Source organism: Pseudoxanthomonas sp. CF385 (genome assembly GCF_900104255.1).
Classification (GTDB): domain Bacteria; phylum Pseudomonadota; class Gammaproteobacteria; order Xanthomonadales; family Xanthomonadaceae; genus Pseudoxanthomonas_A.
Genome location: NZ_FNKZ01000001.1, coordinates 962,805 through 986,438, shown reverse-complemented (window position 1 = coordinate 986,438; position 23,634 = coordinate 962,805). Strand labels below are relative to the sequence as shown.

Here is a 23,634-nt window from a genome sequence, read left to right as displayed (position 1 = left end):
AGGACATGAAAACAGCCAAGCACGTCTACTTGGCTTGTTATCGGCAGGCGCGCGTACAGCTGAAAGTCAGAAGCGTCCAAGGCCCGTGACGGACGAAGGATTGACGCGCGTCACGTCCTGCGCAGGCATCAGGTCAAGCCGCGGCGCGGAAGGTGACACCCGTCTTGGCCTGAAGTTCGGCCTCCGTCACACCCTCGGCCGCCTCGACCAGTACGAGGCCTTCCGCGGTCACGTCGAACACGGCCAGGTCGGTGATGATGCGGTCCACCACACCGACGCCCGTCAGGGGCAGGTCGCACTGGGGCAGGATCTTGTGGCTCCCGTCCTTGGCCACGTGCTCCATCAGCACGACGATCCGCTTGACGCCGGCCACCAGGTCCATGGCGCCTCCCATGCCCTTGACCATCTTGCCGGGCACCATCCAGTTGGCCAGGTCGCCCTTGTCAGTGACCTGCATGGCGCCCAGCACGGCCAGGTCGATGTGGCCTCCCCGGATCATGGCGAAGGAGTCGTGGCTGCCGAAGTAGCTGGCGCCGGCGCGGGCGGTGACGGTCTGCTTGCCGGCATTGATGAGGTCCGCATCGACCTCGTCCTCGGTCGGGAACGGACCAATGCCAAGCAGGCCATTCTCCGACTGCAGCCAGACGTCCACCCCGGCCGGGATGTGGTTGGCGACCAGGGTCGGCAGGCCGATGCCCAGGTTCACGTACGCGCCATCGGTCAGTTCGCGGGCGGCGCGTTGCGCCATCTCATCGCGGGTCCAGGGCATCACTTGTCTCCTTGGCGGACGGTGCGCTGCTCGATGCGCTTTTCAGGGGTCGGGTTGTGGACGATGCGGTCCACGTAGATGCCCGGCAGATGGACGTGGTCCGGATCGATCGCACCGACCTCCAACACCTCTTCGACCTCGGCGATGCAGACCTTGCCGGCCATGGCGCAGGCCGGATTGAAGTTGCGCGCCGTCTTGCGGAACACCAGGTTGCCGGCCTTGTCGGCCTTCCATGCCTTGACCAGCGACACGTCGGCGCTGAGGGCGGTTTCCATGACGTACCAGTGCTCGCCGAACTGGCGGGTTTCCTTGCCTTCGGCGACGACCGTGCCGTAGCCGGTCCGCGTGAAAAATGCGGGGATCCCGGCGCCGCCCGCGCGCAGGCGTTCGGCCAGCGTGCCCTGCGGATTGAATTCCAGCTCCAGCTCATTCGAAAGGAACTGGCGCTCGAACTCCTTGTTCTCGCCCACATAGGACGAGATCATCTTCTTGATCTGCCGGGTCTCGAGCAGCAGGCCCAGGCCGAAGCCGTCCACGCCCGCGTTGTTGGAGATCGCCGTCAGCCCTTTCGCGCCGCTGTCCCGCAGCGCGCCGATCAGCGCCTCCGGGATGCCGCACAGACCGAAGCCGCCCACGGCGAGGGTCTGCCCATCCGCCACGACGCCTTCCAGCGCGGCTGCCGCGTTGGGATAGAGCTTCTGCTTGCCTCCGGAGGCCGGGGTACCCGCCATGGCGCGATCCATTCGTGAGGAAAGCCCGCATTCTACCCAGCCACCCCGGAACGACACAGGTACTTTCGGGCAATGGGAATCCCCTGCGGGACGTGCGCGTACACTTCCGCCATGAAAACCGTCGCCCTCGTCACCGCCGTCGCCGCCACCGGGCATGACGATGACCTCGTTCCCCTGCTCGATGCCTGCGCCGACGCCGGCCTGCATGCGCGCGCCGTGGCCTGGGACGACCCCACGGTGCATTGGGGACGCTTCGATGCGGTGTTGCTGCGCTCGCCCTGGGACTACACCGAGCGGCTGCCCGAATTCCTGGCCTGGGCCGAACAGGTCGACCGCGTGACCACGCTGCTGAATCCGCTGAATGTGGTCCGCTGGAATACCGACAAGCACTACCTGGCCGACTTGGCCGCGGTAGGAGTTCCCACCGTACCGACGACGTTCGTGGAGCCCGATGCCGAGCCGATGGAGGCCCTGACCCGCTTCCTCGAGGCGTTCCCGGCAAGCGAAGAATTCGTGGTCAAGCCAGCCGTCAGCGCCGGTGCGCGCGACACCCAGCGCTACGGGCGCGACCAGCAGTTCGCTGCCGGCAACCACATCGCGCGCCTGCTGGACCAGGACCGCAGCGTGATGCTGCAGCCGTACGTGGCCACGGTGGATGCTGCCGGCGAGACCGCCCTGGTCTATTTCGCCGGCCGGTTCAGCCATGCGCTCCGCAAGGGGGCGCAACTGGCTCCGGGCGAAGGGGCGCGGCAGGCGCCGATGGCGGCAGGCGACATCACCGCACGCGACGCCCTGCCTGCCGAACTCGCCCTGGCCGACCGCACGCTGGCCGCGACGGCCCGCCTGCGCCAGCTGGACGCCCCCTTGCCCTACGCGCGCGTCGACCTGCTGCCCGGCCCGGACGGGCACCCCTGCCTGCTCGAGCTGGAGCTGACCGAGCCCTCGCTGTTCTTCGACCAGGCGCCCGGAAGCGCCGCCCGGTTGGCCGCGTTGCTCGCCATCTGGCCTGCAGACGCAGACGCCACCGTACGGGCTCGCATGGATCCGGCCTGACGGCTAAAATCGGCGTTCTGCCCTCGGCCCGCCGCCGCGGCCGGGCCTCTCCGTCGCACACAGGAATTCCCGCAGGATGAAGATTCTCGTCGCCTACAAGCGCGTGGTGGACTACAACGTCCGCATCCAGGTCAAGCCGGACGGCTCCGGCGTGGTCACCGATGGCGTCAAGCTGTCCCCCAACCCCTTCGACGAGATCGCGCTGGAAGAAGCGCTGCGCCTGCGCGACAAGGGCATCGCCACCGAAGTCGTGGTCGCCACCATCGCCCCCGCCGACGCCCAGGCCCACCTGCGCAACGGCCTGGCCATGGGCGCCAACCGCGCCATCCACGTGGTCACCGACCAGGCCATCCAGCCGCTGACCGCCGCCCGCACCCTGCTCAAGCTGGTCGAGAAGGAATCGCCGGACCTGGTGATCCTCGGCAAGCAGGCCATCGACGACGATGCCAACCAGACCGGCCAGATGCTGGCCACGCTGTGGGGCCGCCCGCAGGCGACCTTCGCCGGCAAGCTCGACATCGCCGATGGCAAGGCCACGGTGGTGCGCGAAGTCGACGCCGGCCTGGAAACGCTGGACATCGACCTGCCCGCCGTCGTCACCACCGACCTGCGCCTTAACGAGCCGCGCTTCATCAAGCTGCCGGACATCATGAAGGCCAAGAGCAAGCCGCTGGAAACCCTGCAGCTCGCCGACCTCGGGGTGGACGCCGCCGATACGCACAAGACGACGCACTACGCCCCGCCTGCCAAGCGCAGCAAAGGCGTGATGGTGAAGGACGCGGCCGAACTGGTCGCCGCACTCAAGCAGAAGGGGTTGCTGTAATGGCCAAGGTTCTCGTCATCGCCGAACACCTGGACGGCGAGCTCAACGCCTCCACCGCCAAGACGGTCAGCGCCGCTGCTGCCGTCAATGCGGATGCCATCGATGTGGTCGTACTGGCCGCCGACCCGACGGCCATCGCCGCCGACGCCGCCCAGATCGCCGGCGTCGCCAAGGTATTGACCGTCGCCAACGCCGCCAACGCGAATGCCATCGCGCAGGTGCTGGCGCCCCAGATCGCCACGCTCGCGGCCGGCTACACGCACGTGTTCGCACCGTCGACCACGTTCGGCAAGGACCTGCTGCCCTGCGTGGCCGCCCTGCTCGGCGTCAATCAGGTCTCCGACCTGATGGCCGTGGAAGGTCCGCACACCTTCAAGCGTCCCATCTACGCCGGCAACGCGATCATCACTGTCGAAACCCCGTCCGACCAGACCGTCGTCGCCACCGTGCGCACGGCCTCGTGGCCGGAAGCCGCCAAGGGCGGCAGTGCGACGGTCGAAGCCGCCAGTGTGGATGCCGCCCTGCCGACGCACACCCGCTACGTCGGCCTCGCTGCCGGCAAGTCCGACCGCCCCGACCTGCAGAGCGCGAAGCGCGTCGTCTCCGGCGGCCGCGGTGTCGGCTCGGCCGAGAACTTCAAGGTGATCTACGCCCTGGCCGACAAGCTGGGCGCCGCCGTCGGCGCTTCGCGCGCGGCTGTGGACGCGGGCTACGTGCCGAACGAACTGCAGGTCGGCCAGACCGGCAAGATCATTGCCCCCGAGCTGTACGTCGCCGTCGGCATTTCCGGCGCCATCCAACACCTGACCGGCATCAAGGACGCCGGCACGATCGTCGCCATCAACAAGGACGGCGAAGCGCCGATCTTCGAGATCGCGGATATCGGGCTGGTGGGGGATCTGTTCCAGCTATTGCCAGAGCTCAGTGAGCAAATCGCCCAGTGATTTCTCCCTGACACTTCCATCAACGAAATACCCGCACACCAAGGAGACACCATGCACCGTATGACACGCGTGGCAGTATCGGCAGCGCTACTGACCGTGCTTGCCGCTTGCGGAGAAAGGCACCCTGATGCCGAGGCTACACCGACCGCCGCGGGCGTAGCTCCCCCCGCCACCGCAGCACAGGAAGCCGCTCCCGAAGCCGCACCCGTGGAGCTGCTGCCTGCAGGTGGCGCCGCGGAGGCATTCCCGCTGGTAGCCGGAAGCTATGCGTCGGGCCGCATCGTGTTGAAAGATGCCACCCCCATCAAGGGCGCATTGGTGCAGATCGGCAACTACAACGGCACGACCGACGGAGAACTCGTGGTCGAGGTGTGCAAGCAGCAGGATTGCACGAAAGGCTCCAAACCACTGACGGGCAGCGTCGACAATGAGTACATCGAAGTCACCCTGGCCGCGCCCCTTGAAGTTGCGGCGCAAGAAGCGATCACGTATCGGATCAGCAAGATGGGCGGCAGCGTTCCGGTGGCATTGTGGCTCTATCCCGTCGCCGGCGAGCTAAGTGCGATTCGCATCAATGACGGCGAAGAAGTGCAGAGCACGCCCAAGATCGCGCTGCGTCGCTGACAAACCAGTGCACGGGCGCCGAACGGCGCCCGTGAAGTCACTGCTTGGGATCGAAGCGACCGGACAGCAACTTGCGCCAGCCTGCCGGGCGCCCTATGACCTTCCGCGGAACGCGCGCGATATCGTACGAGGTGAAGGCAAGCAAGAGCTGCAATCCGAAGATTACCGGCAGCGCAGCGACCATTACCGTCCCCGCGCCGGTCTCGATGCCACTGTTGGTGGACTCGAACCAGCTTGCTATTCCGAATACTCCACCAAATAAGAGAAGCGCACTGCCGAGCACTAGCTCGATCGAAGCGATGCTGAAATCTCGGAGGAAGTAACTATAGAAAATGCGCTTGCAAATGTTCCGCAGGTGCTTCCACATGAACTCCGTTACGACCTTCGAAATGCTGAGGTTGCTAACTTCGTCGCCATAGCGCGCATCCATCGGCACATCGACCACGACCGCGCGAATGGTGTTTAGGCGGAACAGCAAGTCTGTCTCAAAGAAGTATCGGAGGCTGAGCTTCGAGAAATCCATGCGGGAGGCGACGTCGGCACTTAGCGCCGTGTAGCCATTGGTCGGATCCATGACATCCCAATAGCCGGTGGATGCCTTGGAGAGCAACGAAAGCACCGAATTTCCGAACAGTCGCATCGGCGGCATGCGTCCGATGTAGGTCAGGTCGTAGAACCTGTTGCCCTTTGCGTAGTCGGCCTCGCCATACAGCAACGGCCGAATCAGATCCGCCATCATCGCCGGATCCATCTGGCCATCCCCATCGACCTTCACCATGATGTCGAGGCCGTCCTCGATCGCTCGACGATACCCATGCATCACCGCGCCACCTACGCCGAGGTTCTGGGCGTTGAAGAGAACGGTCACGCGCGGATCCTGCAGCGCTTCAGCGACCTTACCGCTCTGATTCGGGCATGCATCGTCGATGACGTAGATCTTCTCGACGAATGCTGGAATGGTCGCCACTACACCACCGATATGCTCCGTGACCTTGTACGCAGGAACAATGACTGCGATACGCGCATCGCGCCCGTCAGGGAAGCCTGCGGACGCGCGAAGGGAACCATCGAAACCAACACTACTCATGCAGGGGCTCCAGCTTGGCTCACCAGCACCACGCCAAGCGAGATCAAGCCCAGGCCCACCCACTGGAGAACCGTCAGCCGCTCGCCGAAGAAGAACCAACTGCAGGCAGCCATCGCCAAATAGAAGAATGCGCCAGAGATCGCGAACGCAACAGATAGCCGCTCCTGTGCTATCACCAGCATCCATACACCGTAACCGATGCCCTGGAATGTCAGCGCAGTGAGTACTCGCGGAGATGTCGCAGCCGCCAGGAGGAACGACAGCGTACCTTCGCTGCGCAGTATGGCGACAAGCGGCCCTACGCCACTCTTGAGAACCAGCTGGCTCCCCAATGTGCAACACGTGACAAAGAGTACGAGCAGATAGGTACGCATGATCGTTGCCTAGTTATAGCGGTAAGTGAGGCGATACAAGAAAGCCAGGAAATCAGCGATGGGGGTTGGCCACACGCGCCGGAACAGGCTCCTGTCTTCAGCGGTGCGGATACCGTCGGCAATGCCTGCCGTCGTTTCGCTACCCTTGTGGATCCTGTGCTCCATCAGCACCCCGCGACAATGCACGAAGCCCCCCCCTGGCTCATCGGCGATTCGCAGCCAGAAATCCCAGTCCATGTTGACCCGGTATTCCGTGCCGAATCCGCCAAGTCCTACCGCCAGCTGGCGACGAAGGGTCACGCTTGGGCACGGAATCGCACATCCGAACCTCAGTAGATTTGCTTGCGCCGCTGGCGATGCTGCCACTCCACCTCCCATCGTGGCAAAGCGAATGATGGCCTGCTTGACCCGTAGCGGCAGCGAGACGGGTCGAATGCCTCGTTCGTCACGCTCGCAGTAGTCCGTGAAGACCAACTTCGCGTCGGGGTACTGATCTATTCCATCGAGGGTTCTCGCCAGGAAGTCGCGACCGTACACGTCATCCTGGTGGGCGATCGTCACCCAGTTGGCGTCCACCCCGCGCAGTGCATAGTTCCAGTCGTTTGCCATTCCCTTGTTCGGCCCATGACAGACGAGCTCGGCGCCGAACTTCGCCACATACTCTTCCATCCCCTCGAAGGGCGTCGACGTGAAAACCACGACCCTCGAAGGTCTGGACTGCCGGCCGAGCGAGGCCAGGCAATCTCCGAGATAAGGCGACTTACCGTAGGCCGGAACGACGAAACAGTGTGTCAGGGCGCTCATCCGTAGTATCTCGCCACAAGGTGATAGATCGCAGTTACATTGATGACGAGCAGCACCAGGAACGAGAACAAAGCGACTGCGAAACGCGCGGGCGCGGCTCGCCACGCCACCCAGCACGCGACGAACGCCAGCATCGGGATGAAATATCTGCCCTGAAGCCCCTGCACTGCCTCCGCACTCTGCGTGGTCCAGTACAAGTACATGGGTGCGACAGGAATGAGCACCGCACCAAGTCCCAGTAGCAGCGCAACGGGCTTGGTGAACATCGGAAGATCGCGCACTGCATCGCCCTTCATCAACAGGGATGCCGCCAGGACCAGATAGCCCATGGAGTAGGCCCAGTGCGGCATGACGACATCAAGCCAGCCCAAGCGCCCGACGACCGACATGTATAGGAACTCCCCTTCGTCGCCGGTAAACGTGTTCCATACCAGCATCGCGACCCGCGATGGTTGCTCGGTCAAGGCATTGACGTTAGCGCTTACGTCAATACCGACGCGGGGAATTCCGTATTGCGAACTCCAGAGCACCCACGTTGTATGCAGTATCCAAGGCAACAGAATCAACATAAAGCACATTACCGCGAAACGGCGGACGTGCGGTCGGTAAGCAGGCCATGTCAGTAAGAATCCCGCGCATAGCCATGCCGCCCCTGGCTTGGTAAGAGTCAGGGCGAGCGATGCGACGAAGATTCCCAGTTCCAGCCGTCGAGTCCGCTGCAGATGGCCGCTTGCTAGACCCGCATGCAGACCTGTCACGAGGAAACCAAGGCCCAAGGTCATACTGTCCGCCGTGAGCGACGCTTGTTCGAAAAGGCTCATCGGCAGCAACGCAAACATCGCGATCGGCCACGACAAGGGCCCTGCGGCCCGCAGTGCGAAGAACGTCAGCGTCACGGACAACAGTAGATTGAGCCAGCGTGCAGCGTAGAAGAATGTCCCTACGGACGCATCCGCCCGACACGAGAGATTCAGCAGCACGGCGCCGACGGTATACATCGTGGGTGAATAGCTCGCCGCGCTCCCAATGAAGTCTTCCTTGGCGGGTCTGCATTGCAGGGGCGCGGACGCGTGTTCTAGCACCTCGGCCGCCTCAAACTGCGTCGAAGGATTCAGGAATCCATCGAAAGGGCCCAGCAGGTTGCTGAGCGGCGGGTCGAGTACGGCCCCTTCATGTCCGCCCACCCACTGCCCATTCTCGACCAGAACGATCTTGGCCAGGTGAGCAGGCTCATCAGGAACTCCGCCCGGTGGCGTCACCACCGCGAACAGACTTCCCAGTACCAGGGCAAAAAGAAAGTACATCCTGGGCAGTTCGCGGTGGATGCTGGGAAGGGCCAGTCCGTCCTGCGCATGTCCGCTGCGCCACCTACTCAGAAGCGCTACGGCAAGGAACAACAACAGAGCAAGCGACACCAACATCCGTACTGAACGCTCTGCGGCGCGGTTGACCGCCAGAATCTCGGACTGGAACGGAGTCGTGTCCAGTAACGTCTGAGGATCCGATGCGCGGGGGTCGACGGTGAGCGTCGTGCATCCGCCATCCTCGGCCACCCGTACTTCGTTCGAATTCTTGAACTGCGCGCCATGGACGGGGCGTTGCGACGAGCCGATCCAGAACGTCATGTCGCAAATGTGCAGCGCACTCATACCAGGCTGCGGATCCACACGAACGCCCCGACTCATCGTGCCCGAGATCGGGAGCGTCATGTGCCTGTCGGCAGCGTCACCCACCGCAAATATCTGCGAGCGGGACTCCCTGAAACCCGACTCGTCGGAATAGTAGAGCTGCAGGCTGCCAGTATTCTCGGAAGTGGCTCGGAAGCTGAGGCGTATATCGTTCCCGCCCTGCAGGTAAACCGCAATCAGCAACAGCAACACCGCAGCCGCGCATAGGCCGCGCTCCAAATAGGGCAATCGCCGCACTCGCATCGCGAACGCACGCAAGGGCGCGAAGCCCGTCATCTGGATTCCCATCCCTTACTGCCCCAGAAAAGAGGCCACGCGAGCGGACATGCTCCCGACCCCTGCGCCACGCAGGAATCCCTCGTCGTCTGGCCATGAACCGAGCGGCATCATCTCACGCTGCTCCCACGCATCACAAATCGCGCTCAGTTGCGCGGCCATGTGCTCGGGTGTCATTACTTCGAGATCGACAATGCCTTCGTGGGTCGCGGAAAGCCTCTTGTTGGCGTAACTATTGGTTAGTACCCTCATGCCGAATGCCGACATCTCGAGTGGGGGATAGCTGGGATGCGGCGACACCATCAAGGATATACCGATGGCGGAAGTGGACAGGAGCTCGGCGTATGCATCCAAACTCAGCTTGCCAAGGCCGCGTAGCTTGAACGGCCCGAGATCAATTTCCTCGGATATCTCACCGGGCGCCACCACCTCCCACGTCTCGGCTCTAGGATCGCGCCAACCCCATAGTCGCAGACCCTCGCAAATCAGCTCGAAAGCGTTCCGTTGTGTGGAAGGGCGTCCGTAAACCACCATGCGTCGTTGACGCGGCGCCGGCGGCCGTCGACGTAGCTGCAGTAGGGGACCCAGCAACCCGCCGTTCAATGTGGGCTCGAACCAGCCGTCGTTCCGATACGAAATTCCCTGGGCAGCGAAGAAGTCCCTGAGCAGCGCCGTATTGAAGACCGCGAGATCTTCGTCGGGGCGATAAGTACTCAGAGCTAGCGCATAACGGCTGGACCAAGGATAGAAGCCGGGCTCGAAGTCCTGGATCAGATATGCCACGCGTTTCGCAGCCCCGAATTGTTCTGCCTGCCAGCGGGACAAGCGCTGTGCGGCATGGGCCGTCCACCAGGCAGTAGCAAGCCAAACATCCGCTCGTCCAACAGGAAGTGTCTTTCCGTAACGGTCACTGAAGGGAACGATCTGACGCGCCGCCTCGCTCTCCTGATCGCTGGAAACCTGCACGTGGTCGGGGAACCGCGCGCACGCAGCCGCATCCGGCGCGCTATCCAGCGTGATGATGCGGGTGCGCGGGAACCCGGCAGACGCAGCTTCGTACAGCTGCAGTGCCGTGTGGATGCCGCCGAACAGATGCTGGGTGTTGATGGAAGGCAGCAAGATGTTAAGGCGCTTTTCCAACAGTGGCACCGGTCTCGCGCTGCATGGCGTGATCTCACCTACCGTTGTGGCGATCGCGGCCGAACCAGCTTCATGCCGGGCTCCCAGTAGACGACGTAGTACGCGCTTTGCGAAAACGCTCATTGCGCCCTCAACTTAGGCGTCGCACTGTACAGATCCAGATTGGGGTTGAACATCGGATCGCCAGCCGTCCTGTAAGGATGATATGCCTCTGCAGAGCGCACGAAGTCACCCTCGGGCACCGCGCGCGCATCGCGGGTCTTGGACTCGTGATGGATCAGACGCGCTTCTGCGACGTAAACGTTGAGCAATCCCGCGCGATGGGCGCGTAAGCAAAGCTCAACATCGCTACCGCAGACCTGGAAGGTCTCATCGAACCCCCCCAACTGAGCGAATCGGTCTCGCGCGACAGCCATGCAGGCTCCGGTTACGGCCAGCACGTCTCGCCGCAGGATCGGCGACACGAACAGGTGCTGATGGTGAACGGGCGCGAGGCCCTTGAACACGTGATCCGCCCAGCCGCCCATGCCGACGACCACGCCTGCGTGCTGGATCGTGAGATCCCCGTACAAGAGCAATGGGCCGCACGTTCCCACATCTTCGCGGAGCGCGTTCTCGACGAGGCGGACCAACCAATCCGAAGTGACGGCCTCAGTGTCATTATTCAGGAACACGAGCACGTCACCGGTGGCTTTAGCCGCGGCCAGGTTGTTGAGGGCAGACCAGTTAAATGGCGTATCCGAAGAAATGACGATCATGCCGTGGTCGCGCTGCTGTTCGTTCAGCCAAGCCAGCGTGGCGGGCTGAGTGCTTCCGTTGTCGACCACGATGATCTCGTAGTCCACGCCCTGCGTGGTCGCGCGCACAGAATCGACACACGCCTTCAGCAGTTCAAGCCCATCGCGCGTGGGAATGATGAGGCTCGCCGTAGCTTTGGCGGGCAGCGGAAAGCGGACGTCGTAGCAGAAGGTGAATGCGCTGTCGTCGACTCGGGCGCCCGGGTAGCGAGTCGAAACGAACGACTGGATGGCAGCCCTTCCCGCGTGATGTGCATATGGCTTGGAGTCCGCATTGGATGATGTGGACCCGGCGTGTTGCCGCCAGTGGTAGAGCACCTTGGGAACATGGGCTATGCGTGCACCGGCACCGGCGCATCGCAGTAGAAGGTCGTAATCCTGGGCGCCGTCGAACTCCGGGCGCAGGCCTCCGAGCTGGGCGACCAACGCGCGCTCTGCAATCACCAGGTGCCCCAGGTACATCTGCGCCATGAACAAGTCCGGGTTCCAGTCCGGCTTGAAGAAAGGCGCACTACGCTCGCCTGATTCGCTCACTATGTCGTGGTCCGAGTAGACGATCTGCGCGTCCATCGCGATCGCGCGCTCGACCAGCTCCGAAAGTGCCGCCGGGTGCAGCAGGTCGTCATGATCCAGGAAAGCAACCCATCGTCCACTCGCGAGCGCGAGGGCTGCGTTCGTTGCATTGGCAATACCGCCCCGGCTCGATCCAAGGCTAATCTTTATCCGGCGGTCGGCCGATGCCTCAAGCCGCAGATAGCGCACCACCTCGGCGTCGCGCGACGCATCGTCATGGATGCACAGCTCCCAATCGGCGTATGTTTGCCTGCGCACGCTCTCGACAGCTTCGCGAAGGAACGAAGCGGGAGTGTCGCAAGTGGGCATGATGATGCTGACCAGCCCGCCCTCAGTGCATGCTTCAAGACTCGCTTCCTGATGATCGAGCCAGACCCGGTACTCGCTACGCGCCGTCTCCAGCTCGGCGCGGCCGACTCGACCATGGCCGGTGTAAGCGATGATCTTGCGTGCAAGATGTCTCGGGCCAAACTTGGCCTCCCGGACAAGCAACGCAAGCACGGTGCGCACGCCTAGCCCTTCCCTACGAGCCTTGGCTTGGCTTTCGGCCAAAGCGATGACCAGCGCTCGGATGCGAGCGTACAAACCGGGCTTCTTCTCTTTCATCGTGGTCATTAGGTTAGGTCAGTGGGTGACGATCAGCACCAGGCACAGCACGATCACCAGGACGGTGGCCGCGATCAACGCGCCCTTTAAGCGAGCCACCCTTCTCTGTAGTGCCCGATGTCCCTGCAAAGCCGCAAGGATGCGCTCGACATCCGTCGCCCGCGAAAGCTCCAGGGACGAGGGAGCACTACGTCCTCGACTGGGACGTTCTTCCGTGGCGTTCGCGAGATCATGGACCTGCTCCTGCCAGCGGACCAGCTCGCCCCGAGCGGCGTCGCTGGCGTCTTGTTCCGCACACAACTCGCTCTCCAGCGCCGCAATCCGCGCGCGATCATGGCCATGGCGTTCTTCCAGCGTTTCCTTAGCCGCCTGTATCTCGTGCAGGCGACGCGTCGTATCGACCGTACTCGCCCGCTCTTCGATCAGCTCCGTCTCCAAGCGTCGCGCAAGATCTGCGGATTCCTTCCACCCTTGCTCCGCACTTCGGATCCGGACGATCGCGCTCTCCGCTTCCGTCTGCAACTTCAGCCCGGTTTCGTGATGCGCCAGTCGCTCCGTTCGCAGATCCACCTGCAGGCTCTCAGCCAAGGTGGCGGAAGCTTTCCATTGCGCCTCGATCTCGCTAATCTGGTCGAGCGCACGTCGGGCAGATGACTGCGCGGCAAGCTCACTAACGTGTCTCGCCTCTCGCTCGTCGCGCAGCTCCTGCTCGAGTGCGCGAAGCTTCTCGGCAGTCACTCGCCATTCGGCTTCGACGGTCCTGATATGGGCTGCGGCCTCCGTCTCCGAGCCAGTCGACGGCGAGCCCTGCAAGAGTTCCGCAGTGCGCTTCCACTCCGATTCGGCATGCACCAATCGCTGCAACAACGGCTGCAGCGATCCCGGCAAGTTCTCGAGAAACCCCAGTAGCGCTGGTGTAACGGCGGCTGGAGCCAGCATCTCTCGCAACTGGTCAGCGTGCTGTTGCGTTCGGACGCCTACTAAGAAGCGCCGGTAGGACTGCCGCGGACGATCGGAAGCGAACAGCACGCGGTTATAGAGGGCATCGATCTCACGCGACAGGGGCTGAAGCTCGGCGTACGCCTCCTTGAGAAAGTGCGTACCCATCAAGCTCGCCCACAATTGTGGATCACCATGCCCTAGATCCACCGCGACCAAGCCTGCCTGCTGCAGCGCCTCACGCACGCCGGCGGCATCAACGAGACCGAACTCTTCGTGCTCCGCCAGCCATGGATAGGGTTCGGAAAAGTGCTTGTTCCAATAGGCGTTCGCCGCTGCCTCCGCTTCGAGCACGTGACGTTCGTCGGTAGGGCACCCGATCACTACCATCGTTCGAGCGACCCGGCTCATCTCGCGCACTGCTGGCAACCGCATTGGCACCGGGATGTGCTCAAGGACATCGAGAGACACGACGGCGTCAAACGAGCCGTCGGCCAGCGGGAGCCTGCTGGCATCAGCGACGATGAAGTCCTCCGCTTCCGGCTGCGCTTCGATGTCGCTGTAAAGGATCCTGCTTCCGGGAAGAAATTCTCCAAGCAGGCGCTGGCGGTTAGCGCCCACCTCAAGGATGCTTGGATCGCCATCGACAAGCGACAACAGCCGCGCCACGGTTGCATAGCGCTGGTAGTGATCAAACGGCAGCAACGTCAGATCATTTTCCATGTACGCGCCATTCGTGCTGGATATAGACGACACCCTCACTGAAATAAGGAGATGCCACGACAACTCGCTTCACATCGGACAGATAGTCCAGGCATACCAGACCTTTGTCGGTGAATATTCCCGCGTCGATCCGATAGCTGCCGCTAAGCAGCGGAAACGCTGGAATGTGGTAGCTGACATGATGGCGTCCTTGCTCTGTAGGAATTGCCACGCGCTCCAAATGCGTGTTGGGCCCGAAAATATGGGCGCCATCAGGGCTTTTGATCGCCACGCCAAGCAGCAATCCAGGCACCGACTCATCGAGGACTTCGTAATGCACATCAACGGTGAGATCATCGAAGGGCGCGAGGTGCTCCCTGGAGACCCGCACCTCGTTGATCCGGGCAGGATGCAACCCGAGACCATGCGTATCGATACTGCTGCCCGTCGGTTCCGACTGAGACGGCGACACGGACATTTCATGATCACGAAAGCAGTCAGTGACAAAATTTGCGTCACCATGGAGTTTCACCTTGCCGGCCTCTAGCCATATGGCCGTCTGGCAGAACCGCTTCACTTGCTCCAAGGAATGGGAGACGAACAAGATCGTGGTGCCGCCCGCTCTTAGCTGCTCGATCTTCTCCAGGCACTTCATCTGGAAGCGGATGTCGCCCACGGCGAGCGCCTCGTCCACGATGAGAATTTCCGGTTGCGTGTGCACGGCGACCGCGAATGCCAGGCGCACATACATGCCGCTCGAGTAAGTCTTGACCGGCCGATCTATGAATTCGCCTATGCCCGAGAACTCGATGATGTCAGTCAGGCGCTCATTCACCTGATCGTGCGAAAGGCCCAGCAACGAAGCATTGAGGTAGATGTTCTGCCGCCCATCGAACTCCGGATTAAAACCCGCACCGAGCTCAAGCAGGGCAGCAAAACGACCATCAATCCGGATTTCGCCCGAGCTGGGCGTTACGGTGCCGCAAAGGATCTGCAAGAGCGTGGACTTGCCCGCACCATTGCGACCGATAACGCCCATAGTGTGGCCTCTCGGCACTTCGAAACTAACCTCGTCGAGCGCTCGGAATCGTTTTGCGTTGACGAGGCGCGGCCAGAACAGCGCCAACAATCGTTGCGCCGGAGAACGGTAGAGGGTGTAGTCCTTGACCAAGCCACGCACAGAGATCGCGGGCGTGAATGCAGAAGCGGGAAGTGATTCGCTCATATGACGTCCGCGAACCCTTTCGCCAGCCGCCTGAAGACCTTCAGGACCAAGAACGCCACGACCGACCAGATAGCGAAATGGTAGAACAGACCCACCACGTCAGGCGCGACGTCCCGCAGGGTCACGGCCCGCAATTGTTCGATCGGCGCAACCAGCGGATTGAACTCCACCAGAAAACGCATCTCGGCGGGAATGGCGGTTGCAGGGAAGAAAATCGGGCTGATGAACAGGAAAACGCTGGCAACCAGGCCGACCAGCTGTCCCACGTCCCTTAGGTACACACCAAACGACGCCACCAGCCACGAGATCGCGAGCAGCAGCGGGAAAAGGCTGACAAGGACCACGGGCGCCGTCAGAAACCACGCACCGACATGGCCTGTGACCAGCCACTGCGCGGCGAGCAGCACGATCAAACTGATCAGAGCCGTGACGACGGCGGCGGCCACTCGCACGACGGAGAGGATCTCCAACGGAAAAACCACTTTCTTGACGTAATTGGGCTGCCCCGTGACCAGGCCGGGGGACGTGGTCAGCACTTCGGAAAACAGGTTGAAGATGATAAGCCCGGCAAAAAGCATCAGCGCGAACGTGGCTGAGTTATCCACGCCCGGCCATCTTACCTTGAAGATGCCGCTGAACACCGCCGTATAAACCGCCAGCATCAGCAGAGGCTGGGCTACGTACCAGAAAACGCCAAGCGTGGTCGATTTGTACTTCGCCGCCAGTTCGCGTGCCAGTAGCTGCCGGAATAGGAATCCCGAATGGGTTGCCTGTTTCATCGAGTCGCCGATTCCTTCACGCGAGCGCGCTCGCGAGATCCGCGCACAGGTCACCCCGGTCTTCCACCCCCACGCTCAACCGCACCAACCCATCGCTGATCCCCAGCGTCTCGCGCCGTTCCACCGGCACCGACGCGTGCGTCATGACCGCGGGGTGGTTGACCAGGCTCTCCACGCCGCCGAGCGATTCGGCGAGGGTGAACAGCTTGGTGCTCTCGCAGAACCTGCGCGCGGCATCGAAGCCGCCCTTGATCACGATGGAGATGATGCCGCCGTAGCCCTGCATCTGCCGGGTGGCGAGCGCGTGCTGCGGATGGGATGGCAGGCCGGGATAGATGACCTTCTCGATGGCGGGGTGCGTTTCCAGCCACTGCGCCAGCGCGAGGGCGTTGTCGCAGTGCGCCTTCATGCGCAGGTGCAGCGTCTTCAGGCCGCGCAGGGCGAGGAAGCTGTCGAAGGGGCCTTGCACGCCGCCGATGGAGTTCTGCAGGAAGGCCATCTGTTCGGCCAGTTCCGCGTCCTCGCCCACCACCACCATGCCGCCCACCATGTCGGAATGGCCATTGAGATATTTGGTGGCGGAGTGCATGACGATGTCGGCACCTAGGGCCAACGGGCGCTGGAGCATCGGCGAGGCGAAGGTGTTGTCGACCACCACGCGTACGCCATGCCTGTGCGCGATCTCGCAGATGGCGGCGATGTCGACGATCTTCAGCATCGGGTTCGTGGGGGTTTCCACCCACACCAGTCGCGTTTCCGGCCGGATCGAGGACTCGAACGCCGCCAGGTCGGTCATGTCGACGAAGCTGAAATCCAGCCCCGCCGTGCGCCGGCGCACGCGCTCGAACAGGCGGAAGCTGCCGCCGTACAGATCGTCCATCGCGACGACATGGCTGCCGCTGTCCAGCAATTCCAGGATCGTCGAGGTCGCCGCCATGCCCGAGGCGAAGGCGAAGCCGCGGCTTCCGCCTTCAAGCGCGGCGACGCAGCGCTCGTAGGCGAAACGGGTGGGGTTGTGTGTGCGGGAATACTCGAAGCCCTGATGGACGCCCGGACTGGACTGCGCGTACGTCGAGGTCGCGTAGATCGGCGGCATGACCGCGCCCGTGGTCGGGTCGGGGGCCTGGCCGCCGTGGATGGCCAGCGTGCCCAGTGCGAGATCGCCAGCGGTCCCGTTCGAAGGGGAGGAATGGTGCGCCATGTTCGGGTTCCTTGAGTCAGCCCGCCATTTTACCAGCGGGTCCTTAACGTATCGTCCGTGCCCGGCCGCCCTCCCCTGTGGACGGCCGGCGCCGCCGCCTACTGTGCGCGGCGTCTCAGATAGTTCAACAGGTCGATGCGGGTGATCAGGCCCAGGAAGGCGTCGCCGTCGGTGATGATGGCGACCTGCCCGCGATCAAAGACAGGCAACAGCGCCTCGATCGGCGAGCGCACGTCCAGGCGGTCCAGCTTGCTGACCATCGCCGTGGACACCGGGTCGCGGAAGCGGGCCTCATCGCCATAGACATGCAGCAGCACGTCGCTTTCGTCGACGATGCCGACCAGCCTGTCGCCTTCCATCACCGGCAGCTGCGAAACGTCGTACAGCTTCATGCGCTGGTAGGCGGTCGTCAGCAGGTCGGTGGGGCTGACCACGACCGTGTCGCGCTGGCTGTAGGGACGCAGGATGAGGTCGCGCAGGTCGCCGTACTGGGGGCGGTCGATGAAGCCGTTGTCCAGCATCCAGTAGTCGTTGTACATCTTCGACAGGTACTTGTTGCCGGTGTCGCACACGAACACGAGCACTTTCTTGGGTTCGGTCTGCTCGCGGCAGTACTTCAGCGCCGCGGCCAGCAGCGTGCCGGTCGACGAGCCGCCCAGGATGCCCTCCTTCGCCAGCAGCTCGCGCGCGGTCAGGAAGCTCTCCCGGTCGCTGATGGCATACGCCTTCTTGACGCGGGTGAAGTCCGAGATCTGCGGCAGGAAGTCCTCGCCAATGCCTTCCACCAGCCAGCTGCCCGACTTGGTGCTGAGGATGCCCTCGTTGATGTACTGGGTGAGGATGGAGCCGACCGGGTCGGCGAGCACCATCTCCGTAAGCGGCGAATGCTCCGCGAAGCAGCGCGACAGGCCGGTCATGGTGCCGGAACTGCCGCACCCGAAGACGATGGCGTCCAGCTGGCCCTCCATCTGGCGAAGGATTTCCGGACCCGTGCCGAACTCGTGTGCCGCGGGGTTGTCGGGGTTGCCGAACTGGTTGATGAAGTAGGCGCCGGGTGTCTCGCGCGCGATGCGCTCGGCCAGGTCCTGGTAGTACTCGGGATGCCCCTTCGCCACGTCGGAGCGGGTCAGGATGACCTCGGCGCCCATCGCCTTCAGGTTGAAGATCTTCTCCCGGCTCATCTTGTCCGGGACGACCAGCATCAGCTTGTAGCCCTTCTGCTGGGCGACCAGGGCCAATCCGATGCCGGTGTTGCCGGCCGTACCTTCCACGAGCGTGGCGCCGGGCTTCAGATCGCCCCGCTTCTCGGCGGCCTCGATCATCGACATGCCGATGCGGTCCTTGATGGACCCGCCTGGGTTGGCGCTTTCGAGCTTCAGGTAGAGCGTGCAGAGCCCGGTGTCGAGGCGCTTGGCCTGGACGATCGGCGTGTCGCCGATCAGGTCGAGTACGGAGGAGTGGATCGCCATGCGGCCGTGCATCCGGTGCGGAACGTGGCCCGGATTATCGCACTAGGGTGACGCGGACGGCGACGGCCGACGAGGAGGCCGTCGCCGCCCGCGACGAGAAAGCTCGGGGGGAGGCTTCAGTGGGGCTTGGCGTCGTAGATCCGGAGCAATCGCTCCTTGGCGTGCAGTTTCTCGCGCTTCATCTGGCCCAGCAGATTGTCGTCGATGGGCAGAACGCCGAGCTCGGCGTCGGTGACTTTCTTGTCCAGCTCGCGATGGCGCTGGTAAAGCTGCTTGAACTCCGGATCGGCCTTGATGAGTGCATCGATTTCGGCCTGCGGTTGACCTTCGAACATGGTGTTACCTCCTTCAGCAGAAATACGAACGCCCCGGCCTTCACAGGCACGGGGCGTTGGCTTGGGAGCGGAGTTGCCGACCGGTTTCGCGGGCACCTCCCGCCGGAATGCCCGCGACAGCCTGGCTGCCGGCGGCGGTTTCCTGCGGGATTGGAACGGGCGTCATCGGGGCGATTCTCCGGTGAGCCAAGCGACAGGGGTCGCTTGGGTATATGACCCTACTCCTCGCTCCGGGGCCCGGCAACCCCGGTCGTAAGTGGTTGATTCAACGCATGTTGCGCGGTAACGCCCGCTTCACATGCGGGCCTTCGCGCGACCCGAATCACCGTGCAACTAACTGATCTTGAAGAAAAAATCAGTGCGTGATGATGACTTCGACTGCGCGTGCCTTGGTCCCGGTGCCTTTGGCCGCGCTCTGCAGCCGGCTCTTCTGGACGCCCCCGGCGGTCAGCGCATCCCGCAGCGCATCCGCGCGGCGCTGGCCCGGCGTCTGCTTGTCGCCGTACCCCTCGATCCGCGCACGCGCCTTCGGGTTCGCCTGCAGGTAGGCGGCGAGCGCGCTCGCCGTCGCAGTGCCGCCGCCGGACAGCTTGGCCGATCCGCTCGCGAAGGCATCCGCGCCCAGAGCGAACACTTCGCCGCGGCTTTCGAACTTGGACGCCGGCAGCTTCGCCCCGGAGACCAGTTCGGCTTCTTCTCGCGCCAGCTTCAACTCACGCTGGCGCGCGGTACTGAGCCGGCTCGCCTGCTGCCCCGCCACGGTATCCAGGGTGGTTTCCGCCTCCTGGCGCGCCAGGGCCTCGGCTTCCGCCGCCAGGCGCAGGCGATCGGTTTCCTCCGCCTGGATCTGGGCTTGCACGCGCAAGCGCTCGGCCTCGCGGCGCGCCCGCTCGGCCTCGCGTCGGCTGGCTTCGACCAGCAGCTCGCTGCGCGTGCGATCCAGGCGATCGGCTTCACGGCGCGCGGCCTGCGTGCGGGCCGCGATCTCGGCGACTTCGACGCGGCGCTCGGCCACGTACTGCAGGGTCTCGCGCTGGCTGCGGCGTCCCTTGTCGAACGCCGCCACGGCGTGCTGGGCCTGCAATTTCTCGTAGGCGGCGAATTCCGCCAGGGCGGGATCCGACTGCAGCCGGCCGAGCCGCTGGTTGAGCTGCACCGTCACCGGGTTCTCCGCGGCGAACGCGGCCGCGGCGGTCATGCCGGCGAGCAGCAGCCCCAGGGCGAGCGGGACGATCCGGCGCGCGCTCATCGGCCACCCTCCCCGAGCTGGCGCTGCAGATCCGCGATTTCCGCGCGGCGTTGGCCCACCTCCGCCGTCGCGACGGCCTCCTCGCTGCGGGCGCGCGCCAGGTCGGCGTCGGCCGCCGCGCGCAGGGCGAAATCGAGCGCTTCCTTCTTGTTGCGGGTGGATTGCGCCTGCGCCAGGGCCTGGCGGGCCGCCGCCAGCGGTTCAGGGGCGTACTGGTCGGCATCGGCCCGGTCGGCGCGCTGGACCGCCTGCACGGCGGCTTCCAGTTCCGGGCTGGGCACGCTCTGGGCGAACGCGGGCGCCAGGGCGAGTGCCGCTACTGCGGCGGCCATCACATGCAGGGGCCTGCGGAAGTGTGCGAAGCTAACAGTCATTGGGGTGCCGTGACGTTGAGGGGTACGCGCGGCCATTGTCTGTAGCCTTCGGCGCCGTTGCAATGTGGTGCCGCGCATCGTGGGGAGCTTTGCACATGGACATCGGCTATTTCCTGAAGCTGATGACCGAGAAGAACGCCTCGGACATGTTCCTGACGACCGGGGCGCCGGTCTACATCAAGATCGAGGGCAAGCTGTACCCCTTGGGCAATACCGGCCTGCCGCCCGGCATGGTCAAGAAGATCGCGTACTCGCTGATGGACGAGGGCCAGGTGCCCGTGTTCGAGCGCGAGCTCGAGCTGAACATGGCGATCGCCCTGCAGGACGCCGGCCGCTTCCGCGTCAACGTGTTCAAGCAGCGCGGCGAAGTGGGCATGGTCATCCGCGCCATCCGCAGCGTGATCCCGAGCATCGAGGAGCTGAACCTCCCGCCGGTGCTGAAGGACATCATCATGACCCCGCGCGGGCTGGTGCTGATCGTCGGCTCCACCGGTTCGGGCAAGTCGACCTCGCTGGCGTCGATGATCGACTACCGCAACACCACCAGCACCGGGCATATCCTCACCATCGAGGATCCGATCGAGTACCTGCACCGGCACAAGCAGTCCATCGTCAACCAGCGCGAAGTCGGCCTGGACACCCACGCGTTCCACAACGCGCTGAAGAACGCGATGCGCGAGGCCCCGGACGTCATCCTGATCGGCGAGATCCTGGACGCCACGACGATGGAGGCGGCGATCGCCTTCGCCGAGACCGGCCATCTGTGCCTCGCCACGCTGCACTCGAACAACGCCGACCAGACCATCGAGCGCATCCTCAATTTCTTCCCCGAGAGCGCCCACAAGAATGTGCTGATGAACCTGGCGCTGAACCTGCGCGCCGTGGTGTCGCAGCGCCTCGTGAAGGGCAACGATGGGCGCCGCCTGCCCGCGGCCGAAGTGCTGATCAACACGCCGATGATCCGCGACCTGCTGCGCCGCGGTCAGGTGCACGAAATCAAGGCCGCCATGGAGGAGTCGCTGGAGGAAGGCATGGAGACCTTCGACCAGTGCCTGTTCCGCATGGTGAAGGAAGGCCAGATCGAGCAGGAGGAGGCGCTGCGCGCGGCCGACTCGCGCGATGGCCTGGCGCTGAAGTTCCGCCTGTCCGAGGGCAGCAAGGGCGAGCACGACCCTTATGCCGATTACGACAACGGCAGCAGCTCGCCGCGGATCACCCACGGCTTCGGCTGATCGCAGCGGCACATCGCGACACGCACGACAAGGGCAGGGAAACCTGCCCTTCCTGTTTCAGGCGTTCGCGTCGGGCTGGTTCTCGGGGCGCGCCCGGTCGAAGGCGGGCAACGCGAGGCAGGCTTCCTCGATGCGCAGGATCGTCGGGAACGCCGAGATGTCCACGCCGAAGCGGCGCGCATTGAAGACCTGCGGCACCAGACAGCAGTCGGCGAGGCCCGGCGTCTGGCCGTGGCAGTAAGGACCGGTGGCGGCGTCCTCCGTGAGCAGGGACTCCATCGCGGTGAAGCCCTCCACGATCCAGTGCTTGATCCAGTCGTCCCGCTCGGCCTGCGGGACATTCCACGTGTGCTCGAAATACTGCAGCACGCGCAGGTTGTTGAGCGGGTGGATGTCGCACGCCACCATCTGCGCCAACGCGCGCACACGAGCGCGGTCGCGCGCCGTCATCGGCAACAAGCGCGGCGAGGGCCAGGCTTCGTCCAGGTATTCGAGGATCGCGAGCGACTGCCGGATCACCCGCACGCCGTGCTGCAGCGTCGGCACCAGTTGCTGGGGATTCTTGGCGATGTACTCGGCGGAATGCTGCTGGCCCCCGTCGCGGACCAGGTGCACGGGCACGGTCTCGTACACCAGGCCTTTCAGGTTCAAGCCGATGCGGACGCGGTAGGCGGCGCTGGAGCGCCAGTAGGAATACAGCTTCAGTTGCTCAGCCATGCAAGCCGCTCCCCGCGGTTTGCGCCATCACATGCCCGGAATCCACGTCCCTGCCCGTCTCGATCCTTCCTGTCACCACACTGGGCCCGGGCAGGTCCTCAAGGCAAGGGTTCGGCTTCGATCCGCTGTTCGATCGCGCCAAAAATGGAACGGCCGTCACGGTCTTTCATTTCGATGTGGACCACGTCGCCGAAGCTCATGAAGGGGGTGCTGGGCTTGCCGTCGCGGAGCGTTTCGACGGTGCGCTTCTCCGCGAAGCACGAGGCGCCCTTGGACGTGTCCTCGTTGGCGATCGTGCCCGAACCGACGATGGTGCCGGCCGAGAGCGGACGCGTCTTCGCCGCGTGGGCGACGAGCTGCGAAAAGTCGAACTGCATGTCGACGCCCGCTTCCGGTGCGCCGAACCACGCGCCGTTGATGTGGGTCACCAGCGGCAGGTGCACTTTGTTGCCGTCCCAGGCACCCTCGAGCTCGTCAGGCGTCACGAACACCGGCGACAGCGCCGAGCGCGGCTTGGACTGCAGGAACCCGAAGCCCTTGGCGAGTTCGCCCGGGATCAGATTGCGCAGCGAAACGTCGTTGACCAGGCCGACCAGTTGGATATGCGCGGCGGCCTGCGCAGCCGTCACCGCCATCGGTACGTCGTCGGTGATCACGACGATCTCCGCTTCCAGGTCGATACCGTAGTCCTCGCTGACGACCTTCACCGGGTCGCGCGGGCCGAGGAACCCGGCGCTGGTCGCCTGGTACATCAGCGGATCGGTGTAGAAGCTGGCCGGCACTTCCGCGTTGCGGGCGCGACGTACGCGCTCGACGTGCGGCAGGTAGGCGCTGCCGTCCACGAATTCGTAGGCGCGCGGCAGCGGGGCAGCGAGCGACTGCAGGTCGATGTCGAAGGCGTCGCCGGCGTCGCCGGCATTCAGCGACTCGTACAGCGCGTTGAGGCGCGGCGCGGTGTTGCTCCAGTCCTCCAGCGCGCGCTGCAGCGTCGGCGCGATGCCGGTGGCGCGCACGCCGCGGGCCAGATCACGCGACACGACGATCAACGTACCGTCGCGACCACCTTCCTTCAGGGAACCCAGCTTCATCGGAACTCCAGATGCCGGCGCCCACGCGCCTTGGT

At 63.9% G+C, this 23,634-nt stretch carries 23 protein-coding genes; 5 read left to right on the top strand and 18 right to left on the bottom strand.

The features are described 5' to 3' along the window. Positions 1 to 133: 133 nt before the first annotated feature. Both BLT45_RS04320 and BLT45_RS04315 read right to left on the bottom strand, forming a co-directional pair. Positions 134 to 769 (bottom strand): CoA transferase subunit B, encoded by a 636-nt coding sequence (locus BLT45_RS04320; RefSeq protein WP_093295628.1) that lies wholly within the window; start codon positions 767 to 769, stop codon positions 134 to 136. Next, the gene (locus BLT45_RS04315) at positions 769 to 1,500 is read right to left on the bottom strand and encodes a CoA transferase subunit A (RefSeq protein ID WP_093298495.1); all 732 of its coding nucleotides are present in this window, start codon (positions 1,498 to 1,500) and stop codon (positions 769 to 771) included. Before BLT45_RS04315 ends, BLT45_RS04320 begins: the two co-directional genes overlap by 1 nt. Before the next feature lie 111 nt (positions 1,501 to 1,611). Here BLT45_RS04315 and BLT45_RS04310 point away from each other — a divergent pair, with 111 nt between their 5' ends. The 4 genes from BLT45_RS04310 to BLT45_RS04295 all read left to right on the top strand — a co-directional run bounded on the left by BLT45_RS04310 (position 1,612) and on the right by BLT45_RS04295 (position 4,944). Next, positions 1,612 to 2,553: an ATP-grasp domain-containing protein gene (locus BLT45_RS04310; RefSeq protein ID WP_093295625.1), complete on the top strand. Its 942-nt coding sequence runs from the start codon at positions 1,612 to 1,614 to the stop codon at positions 2,551 to 2,553. A gap of 76 nt (positions 2,554 to 2,629) precedes the next feature. After that, on the top strand, positions 2,630 to 3,376 hold the full coding sequence (locus tag BLT45_RS04305; RefSeq protein ID WP_093295622.1) for an electron transfer flavoprotein subunit beta/FixA family protein: 747 nt from the start codon (positions 2,630 to 2,632) through the stop codon (positions 3,374 to 3,376). Beyond that, positions 3,376 to 4,320 (top strand): electron transfer flavoprotein subunit alpha/FixB family protein, encoded by a 945-nt coding sequence (locus tag BLT45_RS04300; RefSeq protein ID WP_093295619.1) that lies wholly within the window; start codon positions 3,376 to 3,378, stop codon positions 4,318 to 4,320. The genes BLT45_RS04305 and BLT45_RS04300 overlap by 1 nt, the downstream gene beginning before the upstream one ends. A gap of 207 nt (positions 4,321 to 4,527) precedes the next feature. Beyond that, positions 4,528 to 4,944, top strand: a complete 417-nt coding sequence (locus BLT45_RS04295) for a hypothetical protein (protein WP_093295616.1) — start codon at positions 4,528 to 4,530, stop codon at positions 4,942 to 4,944. 37 nt (positions 4,945 to 4,981) lie between these two features. On the opposite strand, the gene BLT45_RS04290 is transcribed toward BLT45_RS04295, so the two are convergent. From BLT45_RS04290 to BLT45_RS04225, 14 genes are all read right to left on the bottom strand, one after another. Beyond that, positions 4,982 to 6,031, bottom strand: coding sequence for a glycosyltransferase family 2 protein (locus tag BLT45_RS04290; RefSeq protein ID WP_093295613.1), 1,050 nt, complete (start codon positions 6,029 to 6,031; stop codon positions 4,982 to 4,984). Next, positions 6,028 to 6,405: a DMT family transporter gene (locus BLT45_RS04285; protein ID WP_093295609.1), complete on the bottom strand. Its 378-nt coding sequence runs from the start codon at positions 6,403 to 6,405 to the stop codon at positions 6,028 to 6,030. Before BLT45_RS04285 ends, BLT45_RS04290 begins: the two co-directional genes overlap by 4 nt. A 9-nt stretch (positions 6,406 to 6,414) precedes the next feature. Beyond that, positions 6,415 to 7,209 carry a glycosyltransferase family 2 protein gene (locus tag BLT45_RS04280; protein ID WP_093295606.1) on the bottom strand — a complete coding sequence of 265 codons (795 nt, stop codon included), beginning with the start codon at positions 7,207 to 7,209 and terminating at the stop codon, positions 6,415 to 6,417. Then, positions 7,206 to 9,173 carry a DUF2142 domain-containing protein gene (locus BLT45_RS04275; RefSeq protein ID WP_175455720.1) on the bottom strand — a complete coding sequence of 656 codons (1,968 nt, stop codon included), beginning with the start codon at positions 9,171 to 9,173 and terminating at the stop codon, positions 7,206 to 7,208. The genes BLT45_RS04280 and BLT45_RS04275 overlap by 4 nt, the downstream gene beginning before the upstream one ends. A 15-nt stretch (positions 9,174 to 9,188) precedes the next feature. Next, positions 9,189 to 10,322, bottom strand: a complete 1,134-nt coding sequence (locus tag BLT45_RS04270) for a rhamnosyltransferase WsaF family glycosyltransferase (protein ID WP_254771839.1) — start codon at positions 10,320 to 10,322, stop codon at positions 9,189 to 9,191. Positions 10,323 to 10,432: 110 nt separating this feature from the next. After that, entirely contained in the window at positions 10,433 to 12,289 is a 1,857-nt protein-coding gene (locus BLT45_RS04265; protein WP_093298492.1) for a glycosyltransferase family 2 protein, read from the bottom strand. Positions 12,290 to 12,307: 18 nt separating this feature from the next. Continuing rightward, positions 12,308 to 13,951 (bottom strand): class I SAM-dependent methyltransferase, encoded by a 1,644-nt coding sequence (locus BLT45_RS04260; RefSeq protein ID WP_093295598.1) that lies wholly within the window; start codon positions 13,949 to 13,951, stop codon positions 12,308 to 12,310. Continuing rightward, a complete protein-coding gene (locus BLT45_RS04255) occupies positions 13,941 to 15,155 on the bottom strand; it encodes an ABC transporter ATP-binding protein (RefSeq protein ID WP_093295595.1) in 1,215 nt (404 codons plus the stop codon). The genes BLT45_RS04260 and BLT45_RS04255 overlap by 11 nt, the downstream gene beginning before the upstream one ends. Further along, the gene (locus BLT45_RS04250) at positions 15,152 to 15,934 is read right to left on the bottom strand and encodes an ABC transporter permease (RefSeq protein WP_093295592.1); all 783 of its coding nucleotides are present in this window, start codon (positions 15,932 to 15,934) and stop codon (positions 15,152 to 15,154) included. Before BLT45_RS04250 ends, BLT45_RS04255 begins: the two co-directional genes overlap by 4 nt. Before the next feature lie 16 nt (positions 15,935 to 15,950). Continuing rightward, positions 15,951 to 17,135 carry a cystathionine gamma-synthase gene (locus tag BLT45_RS04245; RefSeq protein ID WP_093295589.1) on the bottom strand — a complete coding sequence of 395 codons (1,185 nt, stop codon included), beginning with the start codon at positions 17,133 to 17,135 and terminating at the stop codon, positions 15,951 to 15,953. 98 nt (positions 17,136 to 17,233) lie between these two features. Further along, positions 17,234 to 18,604 (bottom strand): pyridoxal-phosphate dependent enzyme, encoded by a 1,371-nt coding sequence (locus tag BLT45_RS04240; RefSeq protein WP_093298490.1) that lies wholly within the window; start codon positions 18,602 to 18,604, stop codon positions 17,234 to 17,236. 116 nt (positions 18,605 to 18,720) lie between these two features. After that, positions 18,721 to 18,939, bottom strand: a complete 219-nt coding sequence (locus BLT45_RS04235; RefSeq protein ID WP_056879505.1) for a YdcH family protein — start codon at positions 18,937 to 18,939, stop codon at positions 18,721 to 18,723. Positions 18,940 to 19,294: 355 nt separating this feature from the next. Next, positions 19,295 to 20,137 carry an OmpA family protein gene (locus BLT45_RS04230; protein WP_093298487.1) on the bottom strand — a complete coding sequence of 281 codons (843 nt, stop codon included), beginning with the start codon at positions 20,135 to 20,137 and terminating at the stop codon, positions 19,295 to 19,297. 47 nt (positions 20,138 to 20,184) lie between these two features. Next, the gene (locus BLT45_RS04225) at positions 20,185 to 20,562 is read right to left on the bottom strand and encodes a DUF4398 domain-containing protein (RefSeq protein ID WP_093295586.1); all 378 of its coding nucleotides are present in this window, start codon (positions 20,560 to 20,562) and stop codon (positions 20,185 to 20,187) included. 95 nt (positions 20,563 to 20,657) lie between these two features. Here BLT45_RS04225 and BLT45_RS04220 point away from each other — a divergent pair, with 95 nt between their 5' ends. After that, positions 20,658 to 21,794 carry a PilT/PilU family type 4a pilus ATPase gene (locus BLT45_RS04220; RefSeq protein WP_093295583.1) on the top strand — a complete coding sequence of 379 codons (1,137 nt, stop codon included), beginning with the start codon at positions 20,658 to 20,660 and terminating at the stop codon, positions 21,792 to 21,794. Between the two features lie 57 nt (positions 21,795 to 21,851). Here BLT45_RS04220 and maiA read toward each other — a convergent pair whose 3' ends face one another. Together maiA and BLT45_RS04210 are read right to left on the bottom strand one after the other, a co-directional pair. Next, positions 21,852 to 22,511: a maleylacetoacetate isomerase gene (maiA, locus tag BLT45_RS04215; RefSeq protein WP_093295580.1), complete on the bottom strand. Its 660-nt coding sequence runs from the start codon at positions 22,509 to 22,511 to the stop codon at positions 21,852 to 21,854. Positions 22,512 to 22,609: 98 nt separating this feature from the next. Further along, positions 22,610 to 23,599, bottom strand: coding sequence for a fumarylacetoacetate hydrolase family protein (locus BLT45_RS04210; RefSeq protein WP_093295577.1), 990 nt, complete (start codon positions 23,597 to 23,599; stop codon positions 22,610 to 22,612). Positions 23,600 to 23,634 lie beyond the last annotated feature (35 nt).